The following is a 21535-nucleotide window of genomic DNA, read 5'->3' as shown; positions in this document are numbered from 1 at the left end:
GAGTCGCAAACAGCCTCGACCGAACCGGACGGATTTGCTGTAATCCGGATGCAGATACGGGCTTACGAAATTCCTACAACAGAGACTCTTTCCGGAGACGGTCGGGATCGGGGAGCTGATTTTGAAATCGCGAAAGCTCTCGCAAACCAGTTAACGCCCGTGGTCGCATGTCGGCCAGCGGGCGTTTTTCGTTTTGACCGCGTTTTTTGCGGTGAAACGACGCGGTGGGTGGAATTTGCCGCGGTCTCTGTTTCTGTCTAGAAGTCCGGGGTGGCGGGGCGAACCCTACCGATTGGCTTCGGACCCCGGACCCAACCGCGAAATGTCTCTGCTTTTCTGTTTGACACTTGGGTCTCGGTTAACACGATTGAGTTGACCGAATGCGGTGGATCGCAGAGACCTTTGCCAGACTTATGAGAGCGAGATCTGTGGCTTCTGGGCAGCGATGAGATGGTGCCGGCAGGGGCCGATCAGAGACTCAAAGATCTTTAAGTTGAATGCTTGGCGAACCACGATCTTTGCTTGGTCCAATTGGGTTCAGCCGCAATGGGGCGGACGTCGCGTTCGGCGAGAGGGGCTCGCCCTTCGGTGTAGGCCGGCAGGTGTAGAAGCTGTTCTTGGATGTCGGGGGCGAGGCAAGTGAGGTTGAGAATTTGAGTTAGGCGGGCGCGGGTGACTTGGCCGGCTCGGGCGAGGTCGGCTTGGGATTGGAATCGGCCGGTTAATAGGGCTCGGTCGAAGTGGATGGCCAGGGCCATGATTCGAGTCAGTCGCGGCAATCGGCCGGCGGTGGGCCGTGGTGGGGCGGCACCGGGTCGGATGCGGCGTTCCGCCGAGTAAAAGAGCACCAATTGTTTTCCTGGCGAGACAATCATTCGCCAATGATCGAAACTCCTGATCAAAAGCCGTCGTGTCCGAAAGAGACCGCGTGTCGGGCCTGCGGTGGAAGCTTGATTGATAGTCGCGGCAAGTTGCAATTCAACAAGTGCCATCGGATTTGTAAGACCTGCTGCGAAGGTGGTCACGGTTAACATGTTCATACGATTCTGAACGGCTCATTAAAGATTTGCTTTCGAATACGCTTTCGTCAGATGAGCCAATTTTTTCAAAAGAGCAACCAGGATCACTCGCATGAAATTTACTGAAAAGTCGTTTGATCTATTGAAGGGACTGAAGAAGGACAACAGTAAAACCTGGTTTGACGTGCATCGCGATGAAGTGAGGGAATCTTTGCAGGAGCCTTTCGCTGAAATGCTCGAAGCCGCGACATTGAAGCTAAAGCGATCGAAGTTTCCCGTTCAAGGCGGAAAGCAAACGATGTTTCGGATGAACCGAGATGTTCGCTTTTCGAAGAACAAGGCGCCCTACAACACCTACGTCAGTGGTTTGTTGACCGAATCGGGAATCAAGTCCGTGGCAGCCGCGGTCGTCTATGCCCAGTTGAGCGAAAGCGGCGGGTTCATCGCGGCAGGGTTTCATCAACTGGAAACCAAAGTCGTCAACCTCATCCGCAATCAAATATTCGAGCAGCCCAAACCGATTTTCCAAGATCGCCAAGAAGCTGGACAAAGTAGGTTACGAATTCATGTCGGAGGAAAGGTTACAGTCGATGCCGCGTGGGTACTCCGATCAACGTGAACACGCATTGGCCGAGTACATCAAGCTCAAAAGTTTCACACTGCACGAGCCTCAGCCCAAAGCGGCATGGCTAAGCGGCAGTATCGTCGACGAGATTGTCAAGCTCAGCAAGGCTGCGACGGATCTGATCATCTTCGGAACCGAAGCGATCGAAACTGGACGCAAATCACCGAATCGAAAATCCGTTTAGCGACCAACGCGAATGTACTAACGCGTTCCCCCCGGCATCCTAAGAACAATCCGAACCGTTTCTCGGCCGCTCGACACCACGGCAGCCCAGTCGTCGATCCCGCGGCGACCGGTCAGGTTCACACACGACCGCCCTCGCGATCGGGTGTGACGTTCGAACCAGAGAACTTTCAAGCGTGCCAAAGACAGAACCCGTTACACGCGATCGGCAAGAGGCCGAACGGGACGGGTAACATGCAAACACAAGCTATCTCTGAACTTTAACGAGAGAGTACTTTTCAAGTTTGTAATGAAGAGAGACCTGTACGGGGAGCGACTTATCTATCATTCGATCGTCTCTTTCCGAAGTTGGAACGACGCTTACAATGACATTCTTTTCCAATAGCTTCACAAACTCGACGAAAACGAACGCCGGCAATAGCTTCGGCACAGGCCAGTAGCGCGGCGGCGTCAGGTCACACTGCCCACAAAGCGGAAGTGGCTTCGAAGAGTGTCGCACAGCACAAAGTTTCGAGAACAGCGAAAAGTGAATTGCTTTGCATCATGTAGATGTCATTCAGTAGTAGTCGATATCTCTCAATCGCCTCAGATTGCCAAGCAGCGATTGAAACGCAAGCCGTACGAATAATCTGAATCGATGCTTTAACGTTTCGAGGCCGCATATGTCTTGTAGGCGTTTGCGATTCCGGCTGCCTCGGAATCACCTTCGTGGAAGATAATGCGATGGCGCAGGAAGACACTATCGCCAGTTTTCATCGTGAATGTGCCAGATTCAGCACTTTCGTGTAAGCTTTTCGGCCCAAATGCATTCGCCGTGAATAACCCGTAGTCGCGCACATGCCAGCGGGTCGGATGACGGAAGCTCGACGGATGGTTCAAAAACGCGACTCCAAGATGTTCGCCGTCGACGGGGCCGTGGTAATCGACCCAATCAGCCGCTTTTGACCACGTATCACCATCGCGATCTCCAGCACTATTGAGTATGTGGCCTTTGCCGTCGGTGAGCGACATCGATGTCGGAACACGAACATTCAACCCAGCGTCTTTCATGTCTTGCAGTTCGATGTCGCCGTACTCGCCAATCAGCGCAATGTCAAAATCGAGTACGAGTTGACCGTTGATCATTTGAAAGACCATCGCTCGCTCATCACCCAAGAGTTGCTTGCCAGCCGAATCCAAGTAGTCGTTTGTTGAGCGAATCACGGCGTGATCTTGGTTGGCCGAGATTTCCGTGAACGCGGTGTGAGTGATGGTGCCCAAGCTCGCCAAGAACTCTTGTTGCTTTTCGCCTTTGAGATTCTTTGATGCGGCCTCTAACCAAACATCTGTTCCTCCGACACCTTGGTGACCGAACCAAACGCCTCGATGGTGAGGATGGTCATGCTGCTCACCCTCGACATTCTCCATCGGAAACGCCCGCGTCATCGACTTGCCGGTTGGTCCGATCACTGGCCAAAAGTAAGGCTTCCTCGCCTCAGCGTCTCGGTAGTGATACTTAGTGACAAGCTTGCCGTCGTATTTAATCGCAACCTGCGACTCCTCACACGAAATTGAAAACCCATCCGCAAACGCCGAGCGATTCATGCCAATTAATATGGCGAAGGACATCAGTACAACGAAAATTCGAGCAGTCATGTTGGGTATCTTGGTTATTGGGCTAACTGAAAAACGCCACTATCGCGTCGCTACGCTCGCCAGAGCGTTGAAATCGCGGCACATCCACCGTCTAGCGACGGTGGCGACATCGAGTCGGCGAATCGCTGGAAATCTGTTTCAAAGTCGCGCCGTCTAGCTGACGTAACTTCGTGGGAATGTGGACTCTGAAACACACTTGAATCGCCAACCAAGATCATACTTGGTGCAAGGTCACTCTGTCACATCCACGATAGCTCGTTTGTATCGCGTAAGTATGAGTGACCACGGCTATCACGTCACGACCGCCGCGATCAGCAGTTCTGATCACGGCGAATCCTGTCCGTCGCCCACCGCATTTACACCGCACTTGGGCTTGCCTTGACGTACGACTGCAAGTACCGACCCTGTGGTCGGATAGTCGGGCTCGTGCAACAAGACGTTCTGCTGAACTTCGCCGCACGCGTTAACAATCGAGTGGATACGTTCCGGCGACGCCTAGTTCGGCTGGTGAATCGCGGTTTCTTATTTAATGGGCTCGAAAATGATTCTGCGGTAGCTAGTGAGACTTGGAACTCCGTCATCGGTGACTTCGCAGATCACGTGAAAGCTCTCTCCCGCTGAATTTTTCGGCACATTGATCAATGCAACACTCGAATCACTATTCTCGATCTTGATGTTTGAACCACACGTACCCGCTTGCGACAATACCCACCAATTGAAACTCAATTCGTTTCCATCGGGGTCAAACGATTGGGATGCGTCCAGCGTGACCGTCTTGCCTTGCCGTGGCTTCATGGTGAGAAATTCAACATCTAGATTCTCGTCGATAACAAGGGTCGGATTGCGATTGCCGCTTCCGTCTTTGGCCCAGTCCATGCGTGCGGCAAAGTTGTTGAATGTTGCTGGATAAAAATGAGTTTCGAGCAAGTAGCAAGTTTTGTTTGCTTCCCCCTTGAAATTCGTATAGCAGGACGTCTCGCCATCCTCACCAACACCCCAGACAAAGTAGCCGCCCCAACTACCTTGCCCGGCGACGCTGGGATCATTGAGACCGATCGGCAGCAAGTGCAAGAACGCGGGTGTGTCGCCTTCGACGCCGTACTTGTACTTCGGATAAACGCTGCCCAAGTGACCATGGTTCTGGATATGCGTTTTGTACTCCTGCCAATTCTTCTTGCCGGTTCCATTTTGATATTTCCACGCGCACTCGTCCCAGATGAAAAACAGATCCTTCGCGAACTCACGCCTGAGCCACTGGTGCGAGCTATCTGAGAACGGTATTTTTTGGTCGCGGTCTTGATCGGTGATCGTGTATACACGGAGCTTGTGTAAGAACGTCTTCAACTCCTCTTCACTTCGATCTTGCTTGACTCGCCAGACGGCCTGCGCGAGCGTATTGCCACCGCCCCACACCGTGATCCAAAGCGGGCGTTCGTCGTCTTCGTCAGCGAGCTTGATGATCAACTCACTTCCAGGCGAATCATTCCCGTCGCCCACATGCTCTGCGCCACGCTTCCGACTGCCAAAAACCGTAACATCGCGAAGCGACTTGGGGCTCGGCCAATAGCCGATTTCCTGTCGCGACTCGTCCGCCAGAAACTCCGTTTGCTCTGATCGCCTTTGAAGATTTGGCAAATCCTTTTCGTATGCGTCCACCGCGTCATGGATCAAGTCGATGAAGTCATCACGGACCTTGTCCAGGCTCCAGCCGGTTGTGAAAACGAGACCTTCGATCTCGAGCAAGTCCGCATGAGCCATCAATCGCACTAGCGACTCACTGTCATCCGTTTCCCAAGTCGACACATCGGTCAGAACCACCATACGTGGCTTTGGAGAAGCGGCTTGTGAACTCACGGCGATCGCGATAAACAGCAAGAACGAAGCCACTGACATAAATGGTTTGTGCATCAAAGACATGTCTAACCAGAAAAAGGAAACTCAAAAAAGTTGCTTGCGTTTACGGACTAACACACCAGTCCGCATGTTGCTGGAATTCGGCCTCGAAGTCCATCTTCCGCTGCGAGATGGTGGTTCCGCCGGGACGATCAATATAATGCCTAGACGATCATTGACGAACAACTTGTCCGCCGCAACTCGGTTGGGACAGATCTTCTGAGTTACTAATGCCTCGATTCGCGCTGACGAGATTGTCGTATTCATCGAGCAACGCGATGCCGAGCTTTGCCGTAAACGTTCTTGCCACGATGCCCGTTGACGACTTCATCGCCAACCACTTGGCAATGCCCCAGGGACAGAAACGATCGACCACGAATCTGCCGATGACACAGGCACGTTTTCGCGATGACCAACGCCGGTACGAGAAAAGCCGATGATAGGCCGACGGATTCACTGACTTGGCAAGCACGGACAACCGAATCACGCCCGAGACGGCTCGATCTCCGACGACGACGATGGCAGCTGCAAAGAAGAGGATCAAGCGTCTCGCATTTTGTGGCCGCGAGAGTGCACGTGACAGTTGATCCAGAAGTGGCTTAAAATCACGGAAATTGTCCACGAAAAGTTGACAGTGGATGGAGAGATGTCAGACTTTTCTGGAAGGAGATCCGATTCATGGACAAGCGTGGAACATTCAGCAGAGAATTCAAACTGGCTGCCGTCAAGAAGGTCATTGAACAAGGGCTGTGGTACGCAGCCGTCGCCAAAGACTTGAACATGCGTGAAACGATGCTCCGTAATAGAAGAAGTCCTTCGATGGTGAAGGGACCTTTCCGGACGCCTCGGCTGGCAGCCAGTCGGTCGAGGCCGAGTTGAAAAGGCTCCGTGAGGAGAACCGACAACTCAAGATGAAACGCGACATTTTAAAAAAAGCGACGGCGTTCTTTGCCGAAGAAAGCAAGTGAGGCTCAAGTTCATTGAAAAGCATCGCGACCGGTGGCCGATCGCGGTGCTCTGTCGAACGCTCACAGTGTCGAAGGAGCGAAGTCATGCTGTCGATGTCGCCAGCGGATGCGTGATTGCGATGCCCCTCCAGAGATTCGGCTCGCTCGGCCAGATGTAGCATGTTTTTTTCGCCCAAGCTGGTGCCGATTCGCGTTGCAGGTCAATTGCAATTGGATCAAGTACTATGATGGCGACTCAATCGAACTCTACGACCTGAAAAACGACATGGGCGAGTCGTGAAACATCGCAGAGAAAATGCCCGAGAATGCCAAGCAGCGTCGATCGGAATCGGAGCACGAGTTTCGTGACACCATTGTCAGCCAATCGAAGCATGCGGATTGATCGAAAAGAAAGGTGTTCGGAGATGTTGTACTGGAGATTTAATATAGTGTGGTTCTGTTATCGACTCGTCCTTGTGTTGTTCGTGTTCTGTTCTGTTTTGAGTTGCGTCGAGGCGCAGACATTGACACAGCAATTGAAAAAGGAAGCTCCCGAACAACTGGTTCTCGAGGCACGTGAGTCGGGGGACATTGTTCGCGGAGCCATTCTATTTCGCCGCGAGAACATCAATTGCGCCAAGTGTCATCAACCGGCGGCTGAGAAGGATCGCCTTGCCCCGATCCTCAGCGAATTAGGAAAGGAAGTCACTGACGCGTCGCTCGTTGAATCGATGTTGGATCCATCCAAGGCGATTTCAAAGGGCTATGAAACGCTAAGTGTGCTGACTATGGACGGCCGAGTTCTCAGGGGTCTTGTCGTTAGTCAGGATGACAGCACCGTCGTACTGCGAGATGGCCAGAATATCGACAAGTTGCATACGATCCCTCGCACGAACATTGCCGAAACGAATCCTGGCAAAGTTTCCATCATGCCTAGCGGGCTAGCGGACCAATTGAGCGGTCGGCAGCAATTCCTTGATCTATTGCGGTACGTCATCGACGTCAAAGAACGCGGGCCTGCCAAAGCAACATCTCAAGTTCAAGCGGCTCCGACGCGAGAACTCACATCTAAAATGAAAGGACTGGTACTAATCCGAGAACGCAACTGTGTGGCGTGTCACGAGTCGTCTTCAATTCATTCTTTGCCGGCCGTTCATCATGGCCCCAACCTCAAGTGGTCCGCACAACGACTGAGTCCACAATACTTGGCTCAGTTCATTGCGGATCCACATCAGACCAAACCTGGAACCAGCATGCCCTCGCTGATGGGGCAGATGGATCAAACGGAACGAATCGAGTCCGCCGAAGCGATCGTTCACTTCCTGTTATCGGTCTCTGGCGATCGGGTTCGTGACGAAGCAGGCGAGGTTGATCACGATTCGATCGAAAGCGGCCGCAACGTTTTCCATTCCGTCGGATGTGTTGCCTGTCATTCACCGCGTGACGAAACCGCTGTCGAGCAACCGCTAAATGATTCCGTTCCGATGGGAGAGATCCGAACGAAATACAGTTCGCAAGCGCTTATCGCATTCCTGGAAGATCCGCAGGCGGCGCGACCTTCGGGCCGGATGCCAAACATGCAGTTAACTCATCGCGAAGCGAGCGTTCTTGCCAGCTACTTGCTTCAGAATGACGAAATGTTGACATCCGTATTGGGGAAACCGTGGGTCGTTGACGCAAAGCTTGCCGACAAAGGAAAGCAACTCTTCGCGAAGCTTGATTGTGCCAAATGCCACGCGGATATTGTCGACTCAATTGGCTCATCGGCTCGTTTTGCGAAACTGTCGGACGTGAACGTCAGCAAAGGTTGTCTGGCGAGTGAACCAGGTAATTGGCCAGACTTTGGTCTGACGGAAGCTGAAACCAATAACATCAAGGCGGGACTTAGCAGCGGACTTAGCGCGTTGGATGCTCAGCAGACGATCGAGTTCACATTGGTGTCGTTACGCTGTACCGCATGCCATAGTCGTGACAACCTTGGCGGAGTCAGCGAACAACGCCGTGCACATTTCCAAACTACCAACTTGAATCTTGGCGAACAGGGGAGAATCCCGCCGCCGCTTTCTGGTGTCGGCGCCAAGTTGAATCCGAAATGGATGCGTGATGTTTTGGTGAATGGACGATCGATTCGCCCGTACATGAAAACCCGAATGCCGCAGTATGGCGAACAGAACGTCGCACATTTGGTTGAACTGTTTCAAGCATCGGACAAACTCTCCGAAACGAATTTTGCCACTGCAGGTGATCCGAATGAGAGCCGAAAACTTGGGCTGAAGTTGGTTGGCGATCAGGGGCTTAATTGCGCTGCCTGCCACACGTACCAGTACAAGTTGTCCGACACGATGCCTGCGGTCGATCTGACGGAGATGGCACAGCGGCTCAAGAAAGATTGGTTCTACCAATACATGCTGGCTCCCCAAAAGTTCAGTCCTAACACGGTCATGCCTTCGTACTGGCCCGGCGGGGTCGCGCTCCGGTCGGACATCGCCGGTGCCCCCGAAGATCAAATCGAAACCATCTGGCAATACTTGTTGGAAGGTCGACAGGCTAGGGCTCCAGCGGGTGTCATCAAAGAGCCGCTGGAAATTGTTGTCACCAACGAAGCGAGAATGTTGCGACGCCAGTATCCGGAGATCGGCAAACGCGGCATTGGCGTTGGCTATCCGGGCGGAGTGAATTTGGCTTACGACGCACAGCAAATGCGACTGGCCACGATTTGGAAAGGCAAGTTCGTCGATCCAGCTGCGGCGTGGTATGGACAAGGCAGCGGCAATGTTCGCGCGATGGGGCCGGCCATCCAATTGGCTAAGGGGCCCGAATTGTTTGATGGAACGAAACCGATAATTACCGATAACCGCCGGCCGTCGACCCATCAGTTCAATGGCTATTCCCTAGACAAGCAGCGCCGGCCAACGATGCGATACGAGTTCGGATCGATTTCCGTCGAAGATTACTTCAGTGAATTCAAAGACGACACATCGGGGCAGATGCAGTTGCGACGGCGAGTCACGTTGACGTCGTCAGAAGAACGCGACCAGCTTCGGTTTCGCTTGGCCAAAAGTGAGAACACCAACAGTGATAAGATCAAAGGCGAAACTGGCGCCAGTTATCAAGTCGGCAAAGGACTCACGATCAAAGTTGTCTCGGGGCAGGTGCCCGAAATCGCTGACGGTGGTTTTCTTTATCTGCCGTTGAAGCTTGCCCCGCGGCAGACCCAGGAAATCGTGATCGAATACCTCTGGGAATGACTGCGTAACGGCCTCGTAAACGCTTGCCTCCACGACAGATTGCCTACACCCAAGACGAACATGTTCACGATTTTAATAAAGACGATGGCCGCGATCACGTTTGCGTGTGCTCCTCAGACTCAGCCGCTCGGTGAGTACTGGGGAACCGGTGAAGAAGAGTCCGCATACTACGAACTGGTCGACGTTCCGCTGCCGAAGGAGCTTGCGATCGAAGCGGGCAGCTTTGAAGTCATGCCTGACAAGAAGTCGTTGGCAATCGCGACTCGGCGCGGTGACATCTTCGTCGCCGATGGTGTGTTTGACGAACACCCGGAACCGAAATTCCACAAGTTCGCCGAAGGTCTCGACGAAATTTTCGGGCTCGCCTATCGCGACGGTTCTTTCATCGTCACTCAGCAAGCCGAAGTGAGCCGAATCACAGATGTCGATGGCGACGAACGAGCCGACCAGTTCGACACGATCAGCGATGCCTGGGGATTTGGGAACTACCACGAGTTTGCTTTCGGTTCCAAGCCGGATGCCGATGGGAACGTATGGGTCGCACTTTGCTTGACGAAGTCTTATCACTCCGACGAACCGTTTCGCGGTTGGTGCTTGAAGATCACTCCCGAAGGCAAAGTGATTCCCATATGCAGCGGCATTCGCAGCCCCTGCGGCGTCGGCCCCAACGAACATGGCGTGATGTTCTATGCAGAGAGCCAGGGTCCGTGGAACGGATCGTGCAGTTTGAAAGTGTTAGAGCCAGGTGGGTTCATGGGCCATCCAATCAGTTTCAATTGGTACGAACTAGCACCTGAAATGGGACCAGTTCCGGTACAGCCAAACACGCCCTCACGGTTGGAGGTCGAACGCAAAAGAGTCGAACAGCTTGTGCCGTACGCAGTCGTCTTTCCTTATATCAGGATGGGCCGTTCGATTTCTGGTTTTCAAGTCGATCGTACCGGCGGAAAGTTTGGGCCGTTTTCCAATCAGATCTTCATCGGCGACTTTAGTTTAGGAGTCGTCATGCGGGCGACGACCGAAAAAGTCAACGGTGTCTGGCAAGGTGCGTGTTATCCATTTCGCGAAGGATTCGATACTGGACTGCTGGCCGTTCAGTTCACTCCGGACGGAAGTCTGATCGCCGGAGGAACCAATCGTGGCTGGCCGGTTCGAGGACCGAAAGCCTATGCCATCCAGCGACTCGACTGGACCGGGTTGATGCCGTTCGAGATCAAAGAGATCAAGGCAAAGCCGCAAGGTTTCGAGATGGCGTTTACAAAGCCTGTCGATCGCGACATCGCTGCGCAGCCGCAGACTTATCAACTAAAAACATTCACCCACATGTATCGGCAAGCCTACGGCAGTCCGGAAGTCGATCAGACCGAACCCAAAGTGTCGGCGGTCAGTGTGGCCGAGGATGCCATGAGTGTGGTGATCGAAGTGGATGGATTGGTTCAAGGTCATGTGCATGATTTCTTCTTGCCTGACATGCGGTCCAGCGATGACGACAAATTGCTGCACGCGAATGCGTACTACACGCTGAACGAAATCCCCAAGACTGATTCAGAACAGAAGCTTCCTTCTGAAGATTCAGGTCAGTCGAAACCGTGGTTGCATTTCAAGGGTGGCGATGGCCCTGGAAAAGGAAAGCATGTCGTTCTGATCGCTGCTGAACAGGAATACCGTAGCGAACAGTCGATGCCAATGTTGGCCAAGGTGCTTGCCAAGCGTCATGGATTCGATTGCACGGTTCTGTTTTCCGTCAACGAGAACGGCGAGGTTGACCCCACGCTGCCGGCCCCGTTCAAAGATAAGGAAAAGCGTCACTCGATTCCTGGTCTCGAAAAACTCTCAGACGCCGACTGTTTGATTTGGATGTCTCGGTTCATGCATTTGCCGGACGACCAAATGAAGCACTTTCATGACTACTTTGATTCGGGAAAACCGATCATAGCGCTGCGCACCGCCAATCACGGCTTTCAGCTTGGGAAAGATTACGTGGTCGACAATCGTACCGTCGGCTTACGAGAACTTCTTGGCGGTGCATTCTCGGGGCATCACGGCGGTTGGCATCGTGAGTCCACGCTGGGCATCCTGGTTGACGATCAGCAGACACATCCAATTCTGACGGGCGTCGACGAGATCTGGGGCACGTCCGACGTTTACCGCTGCCACACAGACAAGCATCCGTTTCCTGAAGACTGCACGGCACTGGTTCTTGGACAACCGCTGGTCAACCTGCAGCCGGGCGCACCGCCAAATACAAAGAAAGAACCACTGCCGATCGCTTGGACGAAAACCTGGAAGGGCAATCTGGATCGGTCCTCAAGAATCTTTCACTTCACAATGGGATCAGCTGAAGACTTCGCCAACGAAGGCGTTCGGCGGCTAACGGTGAACGCTGTGTACTGGGGACTCGGCAGGGAAGCGGACATCGATGCCAACCGATCGGTCGAATTCGTTGGCGAGTACAAGCCGCTTGCCGGTGGATTCAACTACGAGAAACTGGGCGTGCAGCCGCGGAAGCCGGCGTTCTACAAGTAGGCAGTTCGACCATTCACTTTTGGTGCAGTCACAATGAAACCGATCTTAAAGCACGTCATTTTCTTTGCAGCCTTTGCGCTGAACTGCGCCTGGTTCACCGAAGTTCGGGGCCAGGATCTGAACTGGCAGGACGAATCCGCCGAGAGGCTGCGCGCGATTTACGATCGCAACGAGTTTCGCGTTCCGAACGTTGAACCCGAGTGGCTTCCGGACAGCTCTGGGTACAAGCTTCGCGAAACTGATTCGAAGACACACAAGCCCGTTGTCGCTCTCTACGATGCCAACTCGGGAACTCGCAGCGTTGTCGAGGACACCGATACGACAAGCCTACTGTCACCCGACGGTAAGCATGTTGTGAAAATACGTAATCGCAAAGTCTTTGTGCACGATGTCGATGGTGACAAGAAAGTCCAATTGACCGAAGACGTCGGCGATCGCGATATCTCGTATCGCGACCTGCGTTGGAGTCCGAGTGGAAATTACGTATCGTTTGTGGAAGTTGATAACACCGACGTCAAACAACGATCGGTTCTAGTTCCGGGCGATCCGTCTTACCCCGGTGTCGCACAGCATCGGTTTGCCAGAGTCGGCGGAACGTTGGCATCACTTCGTGTTGGCGTGACCGCCGCTGGCGGAGGAATAGTCCGTTGGCTGCCAATCGATGTTCCTGACGAAGGCTTTTATCTGGGACAGGTCGATTGGATCAGCGATTCCGATGAATTGTTGGTAGAAACGATGAGTCGTTTCCGTGACAAACGCGAATTCTGGATCGCTTCGGTTAACGGAACACTCAATCGCATTTACAGCGAGGTCAATGATGCCTGGGCCGTTGGCAGCCACGGTATCAACTCGGGCGCCGAGTGGATTCGCGATGGCGAAGCCTTCGTCTTCATTAGCGAGAAGGACGGGTGGCGACACGCGTGGTTGCTCTCCCGCGATGGAAAGACCGAAACGAAGCTCACCCCAGGTGAATTCGATCTGATCGATCGAGCCCAAATCGATGAAGCTGGCGGTTGGTACTACTTCTATGCCTCTCCCGACAACGCGACACAAAAGTATCTCTACCGAGTTCCGTTGGATGGTAGCGGTACCCTGCAGCGTATCACGCCGGCGGACCAACCCGGCACGCACGAATACACAATTTCACCCGATGCGAAGTGGGCGACCCACACCTATTCGACTTTGAACGATCCTCCTGTGGTGGATCTTGTTGAGTTGCCTGATCACAAAGTGGTTCGCGTGCTGGACGATCACAGCGAGCTTCGTGAGAAATATCAGCAGATGGTCACTCACCCAACCGAGTTCGTACAGATCGACATCGGCGACGGGGTGATGATGGATGCATCTCTCACGAAACCACGTGACTTTGACGAGTCGAAGAAGTACCCCGTTTTCGTCTATGTTTACGGCGAACCCTACTTGCAAACGGTTCTCGATAAATGGGGTGCCGCGCAGATTGATTTTCTTCGTGTCGTCGCGGACAACGGATACATAACGGTGTCCATCGATAACCGTGGCACGGCGGCACCCAAAGGTGCGGCATGGCGACGTTCGATCTTCGGCAGCCTTGGCCCGTTGTCCACCGAAGAACAGGCTGCCGGTATCCAGAAGCTGGCGGAAATGAAACCGTACGTCGATCTGGACCGAGTTGGTATCTGGGGTTGGAGCGGTGGTGGTTCCAACACGCTCAATGCCATGTTCCGAAAACCGGAGGTCTACCACGTTGGCATCGCCGTGGTGCCCAAGCCACAACCCTGGCTCTACAACGCGTGGTTCCAGGAAATCTACATGCGAACTCGCGAAGTCAACGCAGATGGATACGAGCGGTCGGCGCCGATTAACTTTGCCGAGGGTCTCAAAGGTAAACTGTTGATCGTCACCGGTTCCGGCGAAACGAACACGCACATTCAAATCATCGAAGGGCTCGTGGATCGGTTGATCGAACTGGGCAAGCCGTTTGATTACATGGTGTACCCGAACCGTGACCATGGACTTCGAGAAGGGCCGGGAACGGTCGTTCACGTGCGAATGCTGATTCTGCGATATCTGATCGAGAATCTACCACCCGGACCACGGTAGCGAATCTTCCAATTGCCCGCTAAATCTATCAACGAGAGTACTGTGTTTGATCAAACGAGAGTTTCAAAACAAGTTTGGCTGACCGGTCAGCTTATGTGCTGGATCGTCGTTCTTTTGGCGATGAATGGCATCTGTCAGGCTGCGGACCATCCCAACATCATCATCGTTTATGCCGACGACTTGGGTTTTGGCGATCTGTCCTGTTACAACAGCGAAGCTCCCTACAAGACTCCGCGACTAGATCAAATGGCAGCCGAAGGCATTCGGTTTACGGATGCCCATAGTCCGTCAACGATTTGTTCACCGTCTCGTTACGGTTTGTTCTCGGGACAACAAATCTTTCGTTCCACCGGTCGCGGTGGTGGTGCGTTCGAGGGGCCCGGTGGACCAAGTTACCTAAAACCGGGAACGCTGACCGTTGCTCAAATGCTGCAGCAAGAGGGTTACCGAACCGGAGTTTTCGGCAAGTGGCACGTAGGACTTAGTTGGTTCGACAAGGACGGCAAACGTCTCGGCGGCGGCTTCGAAAATTCGCTGCTGATCGATTACGAAAAGAGCACTCCGTTGATTGATGGACCGAACACGCGCGGTTTCGATGAGTCTTTCGTAACCCCCAATTGCCCGAATACCGATCCACTTTACGTCTACATCGAAAACGGGATGGTTGCCACGCCTGCGAGCCAGCGGCACGATCCTAAGAGCCTGCCGAATCCCGGTGGCAAGTGGCGATGGGATAATGATGCCGGATGGATGTCACCGGGCTATGACTTCATGAACGCGGACCTATTGTTTTTCGAGAAAACGAAGGCTTTTATCACAGAACATCGTCAGGCGACACCTGACAAACCCTTCTTCGCCGTGCTCTCGACTCAAATCGCACACGCGCCGGTTTTGCCAGCCGAAGAGTTCAATGGAGCAACCGAAGCAGGGCCTCGTGCAGACTTTATTTGGGAGCTGGACGTGCTGGTTGGACGCGTGCTGGACTTGGTCAAAGAACTTGGGATCGATGAGCAGACTCTCGTGCTGTTTAACTCTGACAACGGCGCGGAAACCCTTCACGTCAATTGGATGCGACACGATCATCAGCACGATCCATCGGACGGATGGCGGGGAATGAAACGCGATGCGTGGGAAGGCGGGCACCGCGTTCCCTTCATTGCTCGATGGCCAGGACACATCCCGTCGCGGCAGGTGTCGGCACAAATGACAAACACGACCGACATCTTCGCAACGCTGGCTTCGGTCGTCGGCGTCTCGCTGCCGGATAGTGCTGCGACGGACAGCTTTGACATGTTGCCCGTGATGATGGGTCAGCAGAATGAATCGCAGTCCATTCGGCCGCACCTGCTGACGCAGAGCTTTCGCGGCGAGTTCCAGATTCGCCAGGGATCATGGAAGTACCTGGATCACCAAGGGTCCGGCGGGAACAACTATGACGTGAAAAACATGCAAGAGTGGGCCATCCCAGAGAAAGCTCCTGACGCAGCGGGCCAGCTTTACAACCTGGACGATGATCCCGGTGAAACGAACAACTTGTACTTTACGAAAGAAGCCAAACGGAAAGAGCTTCAAGCCTTGCTGGCGAAGCTGAAGGCGTCGGGCCGTAGTGCGCCCAAGAATCGAACTCCATTTCGCACGCTTGTTCCCAGTGCACGTTAGCACTTAGGGGCGGTCACGCTCAATCTCGGCCGGTAGGAACCGGCCCTACTTGACTGCGATTGCCTGACCGGCCAATCGTATCGTTGGCACGACCTCGACATTCGGGACGTTTCCTATTCAGCCGAACCGATGCAGTAGAGATGGGTGTTGGATCGTATGAATAGGTTGCCATCACTGATCGCTGGCGTGGCACCGAATCCGCTTTTGTCGAACGTCATGTCATTCGATGTAATCAGCTTGTACTCAGGTTTTGCTTCGACGACATGAATCATGCCAGCGTTGGTCGTGATATAGATCTTGCCGCTGGCAACGACTGGGGATGCATAGTCACCACCACCACCTCCACCGGGTCGACCGCCGCCACCATCCGGTCCGCCAAAGCCTCGGTCACCACGACCACCGCCTGATTCCCCGCCTCCGCGACGTTCTTCGTCACCGCCCGCGGGTGCGCCTGGCAGACGTTCCTGGAAAACCCTTTCGCCGGTCTTGGCATCAAGGCATTCGAAGACCGATCCACTCACCGAGTACAGGTGTCCGTCCAGTACGACGGGCGTGGCATAGCGAGGTCTTACACGACCTTCCCAGACCGTGTTTGATTCCGAAACATCGTCTTTCCCGCCAACGCGAACAGCAATGGCTTCTTCGCCTGTCGCGTAAACGATGCCGTCATCACCGGCGACCGCGCTGACCTGAGCGTTACGAGAATTGACTCCGTTGGCGTACCAAGCGAGCTTGCCGGTGGCGTTGTTCAATCCCCAAACTTCGCCGATCACGGAAACGATAACGTGATCGATGCCACCTTCGTTAACGACGATTGGCGTCGTCCAACATTCGCCTAGCCCATCGGCTGTGGCACGAAACTTCTCTTTTCCGGTCGCTTTGTCCAACCAAACGATCGCTAGCGATTCGTCAGCGGCGTTCACGATCACGCTGTCCTCGAACACGATCGGACTTGCCGCCGAACCGAATCCTTTGAAGCTAGGTTCTGCGCCGACGCTTTGATTCCAAACTTCGTTGCCGTCCATGTCATACGCGTAGACCCCCGACTTTCCAAAGAACGCATAGACGAGCGTGCCATCGCTCGTCGGGGTGTTACTTGCGTAACCGTGCGTTGTCACGCCTGGCGGACGATACTCGTCTTCCGGCATTTTGGCGTTCACGGTTTTGGTCCACAGCGTCTTTCCGGATATGCGGTCAACGCAAACGAGATGACGTTTTAGATCTTCTAGCGTTCCTTGACCGTCTCCCATGCCGTAGCCGGAATAGCAAGTGACAAAGACTTTGTCGCCAACCACGATCGGGCTGGAAATGCCGCGTCCAGGTAGCTCCAGTTTCCAACCAATATTCTTGTCAGCACCAAATTCGGTTGGAGCGTCCGATTCGCTGACACCGGATCCGTTCGGGCCTCGAAAACGAGTCCAGTCTGCATACGAGACCTGGGACGACGGTGTTAAGCTGGAGGCCAAGAACAGGAGCAAAGCCAAACGTCGAGACATAAACACAACCATTGAAAAAGAAAAGTCTAGAGAAGCACACAGCAATCGGTCTGTGCGGGAGCAAAGGCAGTTGCACGTGTTTGCTTTCGAGAGCTGAACCAGCGGGAACCGACCCACAATGAAACCGCGGCGAACACGATAAGTACCGCGCCGGGAAGGATTATCCCGGAAAGATTTCGATCTCGAGTGTATTGGAAGTCCAATGTGCCTTCGGCCAACGTGATTCCTGAGATACTTTTTAGCAATTCGTCGCGTGTGACGTTTGCGGAGGGGAAGTTTGGTGATTCCGACAACGCATAGACCGTGATGTGGTATTGCTTGGTACCAGGGCCCTTCGATTTCATCGGGTCGTAATCCGGTTGCCCTTTGTCGTTCGTGCCCGCCGTTCCAACACCATGAACATCTTGCGGCAAACTCGTGACATCTGCCGGGATGCCATGAAGTAGCCAATAGGATTTGACCTCACCCGATCCGGGGATATGCCAGAGATTGATTGCATAGCACTGTGTTCCAGGTGGCCCCTTCGTCCAAGCAATTGGCGGTGATTCGCCGGCACCATCGCCTGTGAATTCGATGGGCAATTCGTCGCCTGCCGCAAACGCCGGACTGGTGACACTCAGCCGAGGCACTGCTTTTACCGGTTTCCCGTCTGAATCAAGATTAACGCCCAATGCGTTGGATTGCGGCAAGAATGGTTTGCCCATTTTGCTGCGATAGGATTCGGTTCGCATTTTTCCGGACGGTTCCTGGAACGTAAAATCAATTCCGCCGTTGTCGTGCAGGAGATAAGTGACGGTTCCTTGACGGCCCAGCACGTCGTACTGCAGTTCGAATCGGTTGTCGATTCTGCTGAAGCCCGTGATCTTCGCATCGCGCAGTGGTCGCAAATCGGGGCGGACCGGCTCGGCACGCGGTTGCGGATCCACTTGACCACCGCGCTGGGTTACTTCGCCGTGGAAACCACCATTCAGATAGGGATAAGTTTTTTGCGCGTGATAGTGGTAGTTGCCTGACGCATCTTTGTGCCCACCGAGATTGTCGAGCAATGCGAAATCAGCCGCCTTCTCGTCTTGGTAACCCAAGATCGGATAGCCATCCAATGCGTAGGCAATCGGATTGCCCGATCCCGTTTTTTCTTCCAGATGAATGGGCGCGATATGGTAGTGGTAGTCATCGGCACGGCCGCAGTGACCACCGTATTCGTCCAATTCGCCGAACAGGTAAGCATCGTCGCCGCGATTGTTCAACGGATTGAAAATCGGCACACCATTGACCGCCAACGCGATGGCCCCGCGCAGAAAGTCGTTCTTGGTCGACATCGGATTCTTCGCTGGCACCGGGCGCAGCGGAATTCGCCAAGCGTTGGCGCCGAGGTACTTCTGTGGAATCGGAACCTGTTGCTGCCACGAGCGAATACCAACCATCATTGCGTGCTCCGGCAGCCCGTTGGATCCAACGTAAAAGTAGTCGTCGTCCCAGCGAAGCTGAAGCAGTTTCTCGAAGGGCTTGAAGTGTTGTCCCATCGTCGGCATTGAATTCGCGGTCATTGAGCTTTCCCCGGCGGACTGGGCCGATTGGTTCATCATGACAAGCTGCACGCCCTGTTGCCGATTCAGAACTTCCAGCTCTGCCATTCGATTTTTGACCCACGCTTGGTCGGAAGAAACCAGGCGATTGATCGCGATGCGTGCGAGTTCGCCGTTGTCCTTGCGAATCTGGACGTGGTCACCTGTCGCCGAGACAAACGACCCATGCACGTGTTCACTGTGCCCAACGATCGACCATGTTCGCGATGTCTTGGCCGAGCTGGAATCGTTAAGATGCCCACCTTCGTGCGCCGATAAATTCGATGCCGCTGTGACAAGCAAGAAATGCAAAACGACAGTGAAAAAGAAATGAGTGTTCATGAACTTGGGAGCCACTTCTTTAAAACAATGAATTCTCATTACCGTGGTTTCCTGGGCGGTGAATCGGGAACGATGTCATTGAGGTTCGAGAAATCGGGACGCGATTTTCCATCCGGCGGCGTGGTCACGAAATGTCGAAAGATGACCGTGTTGTCGAGTTCGATGTCATCGGTCCAAATGAATTCGGCACCTTGGAAATCATGCTCAAAGAACGGTTCCTTGGGGCCAACTTGTTGCTGTGTGTACACCTTGGCTTTGCCCCAAGAGCTGTCGTTAAAGTCGATCGCGTACCAGTCCTCAGGGATTGGAGAATTTTCAACTTGCGGGTTTTTCGTGTCGTGATCCATTGGCCCGCGAGAAAACGCTTTGGCTTTCCAGTTGGCGTTGGTGACCGTGCCGTCACCAAACTTCAAAATGAAACCAGCATCTCCGATATTCGTGTTGGCGTATTCCATCCCGGTCGTGGCATCCGCGTTGTCTTTCGCCATCACTGCAATCGTCATCGGATATGCCGGAAGGATTTCGACCGAGATGACGTTGTGCGGCATGAATTTGATCGAGTCGACCGCCGTCAACTCGCCATTGATGTACAAGACGAACCAATTGTCGGCGTACATGTTTGCTTTCACGGTGTCGCTGATTCGCGGTTTGCCGATTTTGGCTTGAGATGTCTGGCTGAACGCGGGCGCGAGCCATGCGTGCTGGGCCATTAACGCCGCGCAGATGAGAGCGATGACTCCGAAGGTCATAACCGCGGTTTGTTTCTTTTTCATTTACTCAAGTTCCACGATGCGATGGGGGTCATGATGGGATTGGTGACCAAAGTAGTCTGCTGCAAGAGCGTGCTCGTTGATCAGAGTCATTGTTAACGTGACATCTTCAGGCCCGTACGGCATCTCGACGAATCGCAATTGGCGAATCTGACCACTCGAGGCGGTATAAGTGATTTCGACTTCAGCGGGCCCCAGGTACCCATGCTTCTTCACGGCAATCATCCGCCGGGTCTGGCCGTCATTCGATCCGTCACCTGATTCGCTCACCTCCGCAGGCAGCAAATTCAAATCGTAAGTCGTGCGCAAAACCCCGAGTCCATCGTGAAGGTTATTGATCGGTAACGAGTATTCGTGTCCGGGCACGTCTCGGTTGAATCGCGTCAGATCATTGCTGAATCGAACGGGCCCGTCGGGTCGGACGGCCCAACTGGTGACGCCATTGCTGCCTGTGACGAAGAGTTCGCCTTGCCAGGTCTTCCGCTGAAGGACGAACTGATCCGATCCACGCACGTCTAGAATGGCTTGGTCGAGAGAAGGTTTGGGTGGACGTCCGGACTCTGGCGAATTTCGTCCTGGGCCTCGTTGAGGAATGCTTGTCGTCTGGACCGAGATTGCAAACGTACGATCAAGCGAACGGTCGTTCGCAGCCATGATTCGATTGAGTTCAAGGATGGCAGCAGACGCAGTCGAAGTTCCCAAGCTTTGCCAGAAAAGTAAAGTGGATAGCAACACGAGGCACGCCGTCGCCGCCCAGACGATGGTTGGTTTCATTTGCGACCGACGATCGATTGCTTTTGCTTGCGAAACCAAACACGGTTCACCGAGTTCTTGGCCCGTATGATTGTCGTTCGCAATGAACTGATTTCGCAACCGGTCATGCAGCATCAAGGCCGACGCAAACTGCCGAGCGTGCCTTGGGTCGGACTTGATCCAATGGCTTAGCTGCTGCAACTGTTTGTCGGACAGCGATTCATCGAAATATCCGTCGACCAGATCCTGAATATCGGGACTCATGAAACACCAGTCTTCAAGTGTTTTTGATCGACACACTTGCGCAACCGGTCTCGAACTCGCTGCAGCGCCTTGGCAACTGCGTTTGCCGTCATGTCAACGCGATCTGCGATCGCGGCCGGCTTCATGTCACTCTTGTATCGCAGTTTAAGCAGCAAACGCGCCCGGCCTTCGATTGAATGGATGCAGTCGTCTAGGTGTTCCATGCGATTCGATTCTTCGTGTGCTACTTCCGCAACGGCAATCGCGAGCGATGCCACGGTATCGTCATCGAACACCAACCGGTCTCGCCGTCGTTCCCGCAAATACAGCCTCACTTGATTGCGGGCAACGCCGATCGCCCAGGCAACAAAAGGAAAGTTGGGGTCGTAGGAGTCAAAGGATTCGATCACTGCCACGGCGACATCTTGCAGCACATCGTCGCGATCGCGAAAATCACGTACAACCGACGTGACGAACGCCGAAACCGCTGGCTGAGCCAGAGTCCATTGCCGAGTTGCCTGTCGGGTTGTTTCGTCCACGCGTTTTTCCATC

General features: G+C 53.8%; 16 protein-coding genes and 1 pseudogene. 7 read left to right on the top strand and 10 right to left on the bottom strand.

Annotation, left to right across the window (positions count from 1 at the left end; translation table 11 throughout):
- Positions 1-488: 488 nt before the first annotated feature.
- The gene (locus Poly59_RS17405) at positions 489-875 is read right to left on the bottom strand and encodes a hypothetical protein (protein WP_146535413.1); all 387 of its coding nucleotides are present in this window, start codon (positions 873-875) and stop codon (positions 489-491) included.
- A 256-nt stretch (positions 876-1131) separates the two neighbouring features.
- Here Poly59_RS17405 and Poly59_RS17400 point away from each other — a divergent pair, with 256 nt between their 5' ends.
- Positions 1132-1638, top strand: a complete 507-nt coding sequence (locus Poly59_RS17400; protein ID WP_146535412.1) for a TIGR02453 family protein — start codon at positions 1132-1134, stop codon at positions 1636-1638.
- The gene (locus Poly59_RS30715; protein WP_390621492.1) at positions 1610-1828 is read left to right on the top strand and encodes a hypothetical protein; all 219 of its coding nucleotides are present in this window, start codon (positions 1610-1612) and stop codon (positions 1826-1828) included. The genes Poly59_RS17400 and Poly59_RS30715 overlap by 29 nt, the downstream gene beginning before the upstream one ends.
- A gap of 641 nt (positions 1829-2469) precedes the next feature.
- Here the strand turns inward: Poly59_RS30715 and Poly59_RS17390 are convergent.
- The 4 genes from Poly59_RS17390 to Poly59_RS17380 form a co-directional block, all read right to left on the bottom strand.
- Positions 2470-3462 (bottom strand): DUF6807 domain-containing protein, encoded by a 993-nt coding sequence (locus Poly59_RS17390; RefSeq protein ID WP_146535410.1) that lies wholly within the window; start codon positions 3460-3462, stop codon positions 2470-2472.
- A gap of 324 nt (positions 3463-3786) precedes the next feature.
- On the bottom strand, positions 3787-3942 hold the full coding sequence (locus Poly59_RS30710) for a nucleoside hydrolase-like domain-containing protein (RefSeq protein WP_390621504.1): 156 nt from the start codon (positions 3940-3942) through the stop codon (positions 3787-3789).
- Positions 3943-3984: 42 nt separating this feature from the next.
- A complete protein-coding gene (locus tag Poly59_RS17385) occupies positions 3985-5370 on the bottom strand; it encodes a DUF1593 domain-containing protein (protein WP_146535409.1) in 1386 nt (461 codons plus the stop codon).
- Positions 5371-5527: 157 nt separating this feature from the next.
- Positions 5528-5899 carry a hypothetical protein gene (locus Poly59_RS17380; protein ID WP_146535408.1) on the bottom strand — a complete coding sequence of 124 codons (372 nt, stop codon included), beginning with the start codon at positions 5897-5899 and terminating at the stop codon, positions 5528-5530.
- A 134-nt stretch (positions 5900-6033) separates the two neighbouring features.
- Between Poly59_RS17380 and Poly59_RS17375 the strand changes: the two are divergent.
- From Poly59_RS17375 to Poly59_RS17355, 5 genes and pseudogenes are all read left to right on the top strand, one after another.
- Positions 6034-6397, top strand: a pseudogene (locus Poly59_RS17375) (transposase); the annotation flags it as partial.
- Positions 6398-6826: 429 nt separating this feature from the next.
- Complete coding sequence (locus Poly59_RS17370; protein WP_186776350.1) at positions 6827-9550, top strand: c-type cytochrome; 2724 nt, start codon at positions 6827-6829, stop codon at positions 9548-9550.
- A gap of 60 nt (positions 9551-9610) precedes the next feature.
- Positions 9611-12076, top strand: coding sequence for a ThuA domain-containing protein (locus Poly59_RS17365; RefSeq protein WP_146535406.1), 2466 nt, complete (start codon positions 9611-9613; stop codon positions 12074-12076).
- Positions 12077-12109: 33 nt separating this feature from the next.
- Positions 12110-14155, top strand: a complete 2046-nt coding sequence (locus Poly59_RS17360; protein WP_146535405.1) for a S9 family peptidase — start codon at positions 12110-12112, stop codon at positions 14153-14155.
- Between the two features lie 120 nt (positions 14156-14275).
- A complete protein-coding gene (locus Poly59_RS17355) occupies positions 14276-15814 on the top strand; it encodes a sulfatase family protein (protein ID WP_246151737.1) in 1539 nt (512 codons plus the stop codon).
- 113 nt (positions 15815-15927) lie between these two features.
- Here Poly59_RS17355 and Poly59_RS17350 read toward each other — a convergent pair whose 3' ends face one another.
- From Poly59_RS17350 to Poly59_RS17330, 5 genes are all read right to left on the bottom strand, one after another.
- The gene (locus Poly59_RS17350; RefSeq protein ID WP_146535404.1) at positions 15928-17310 is read right to left on the bottom strand and encodes an outer membrane protein assembly factor BamB family protein; all 1383 of its coding nucleotides are present in this window, start codon (positions 17308-17310) and stop codon (positions 15928-15930) included.
- Between the two features lie 26 nt (positions 17311-17336).
- Positions 17337-19256: a YHYH protein gene (locus Poly59_RS17345; protein ID WP_146535403.1), complete on the bottom strand. Its 1920-nt coding sequence runs from the start codon at positions 19254-19256 to the stop codon at positions 17337-17339.
- On the bottom strand, positions 19256-19927 hold the full coding sequence (locus tag Poly59_RS17340; RefSeq protein ID WP_246151817.1) for a hypothetical protein: 672 nt from the start codon (positions 19925-19927) through the stop codon (positions 19256-19258). Before Poly59_RS17340 ends, Poly59_RS17345 begins: the two co-directional genes overlap by 1 nt.
- Before the next feature lie 63 nt (positions 19928-19990).
- Positions 19991-21004, bottom strand: coding sequence for a hypothetical protein (locus tag Poly59_RS17335; RefSeq protein WP_146535402.1), 1014 nt, complete (start codon positions 21002-21004; stop codon positions 19991-19993).
- Positions 21001-21522 carry a sigma-70 family RNA polymerase sigma factor gene (locus Poly59_RS17330; RefSeq protein ID WP_146535401.1) on the bottom strand — a complete coding sequence of 174 codons (522 nt, stop codon included), beginning with the start codon at positions 21520-21522 and terminating at the stop codon, positions 21001-21003. The genes Poly59_RS17335 and Poly59_RS17330 overlap by 4 nt, the downstream gene beginning before the upstream one ends.
- Positions 21523-21535: the final 13 nt, after the last annotated feature.

It is taken from the genome of Rubripirellula reticaptiva (assembly GCF_007860175.1).
Classification (GTDB): domain Bacteria; phylum Planctomycetota; class Planctomycetia; order Pirellulales; family Pirellulaceae; genus Rubripirellula; species Rubripirellula reticaptiva.
Note: the sequence above shows the minus strand (reverse complement) of the source record. Positions and strands in the feature narration are given on the sequence as shown.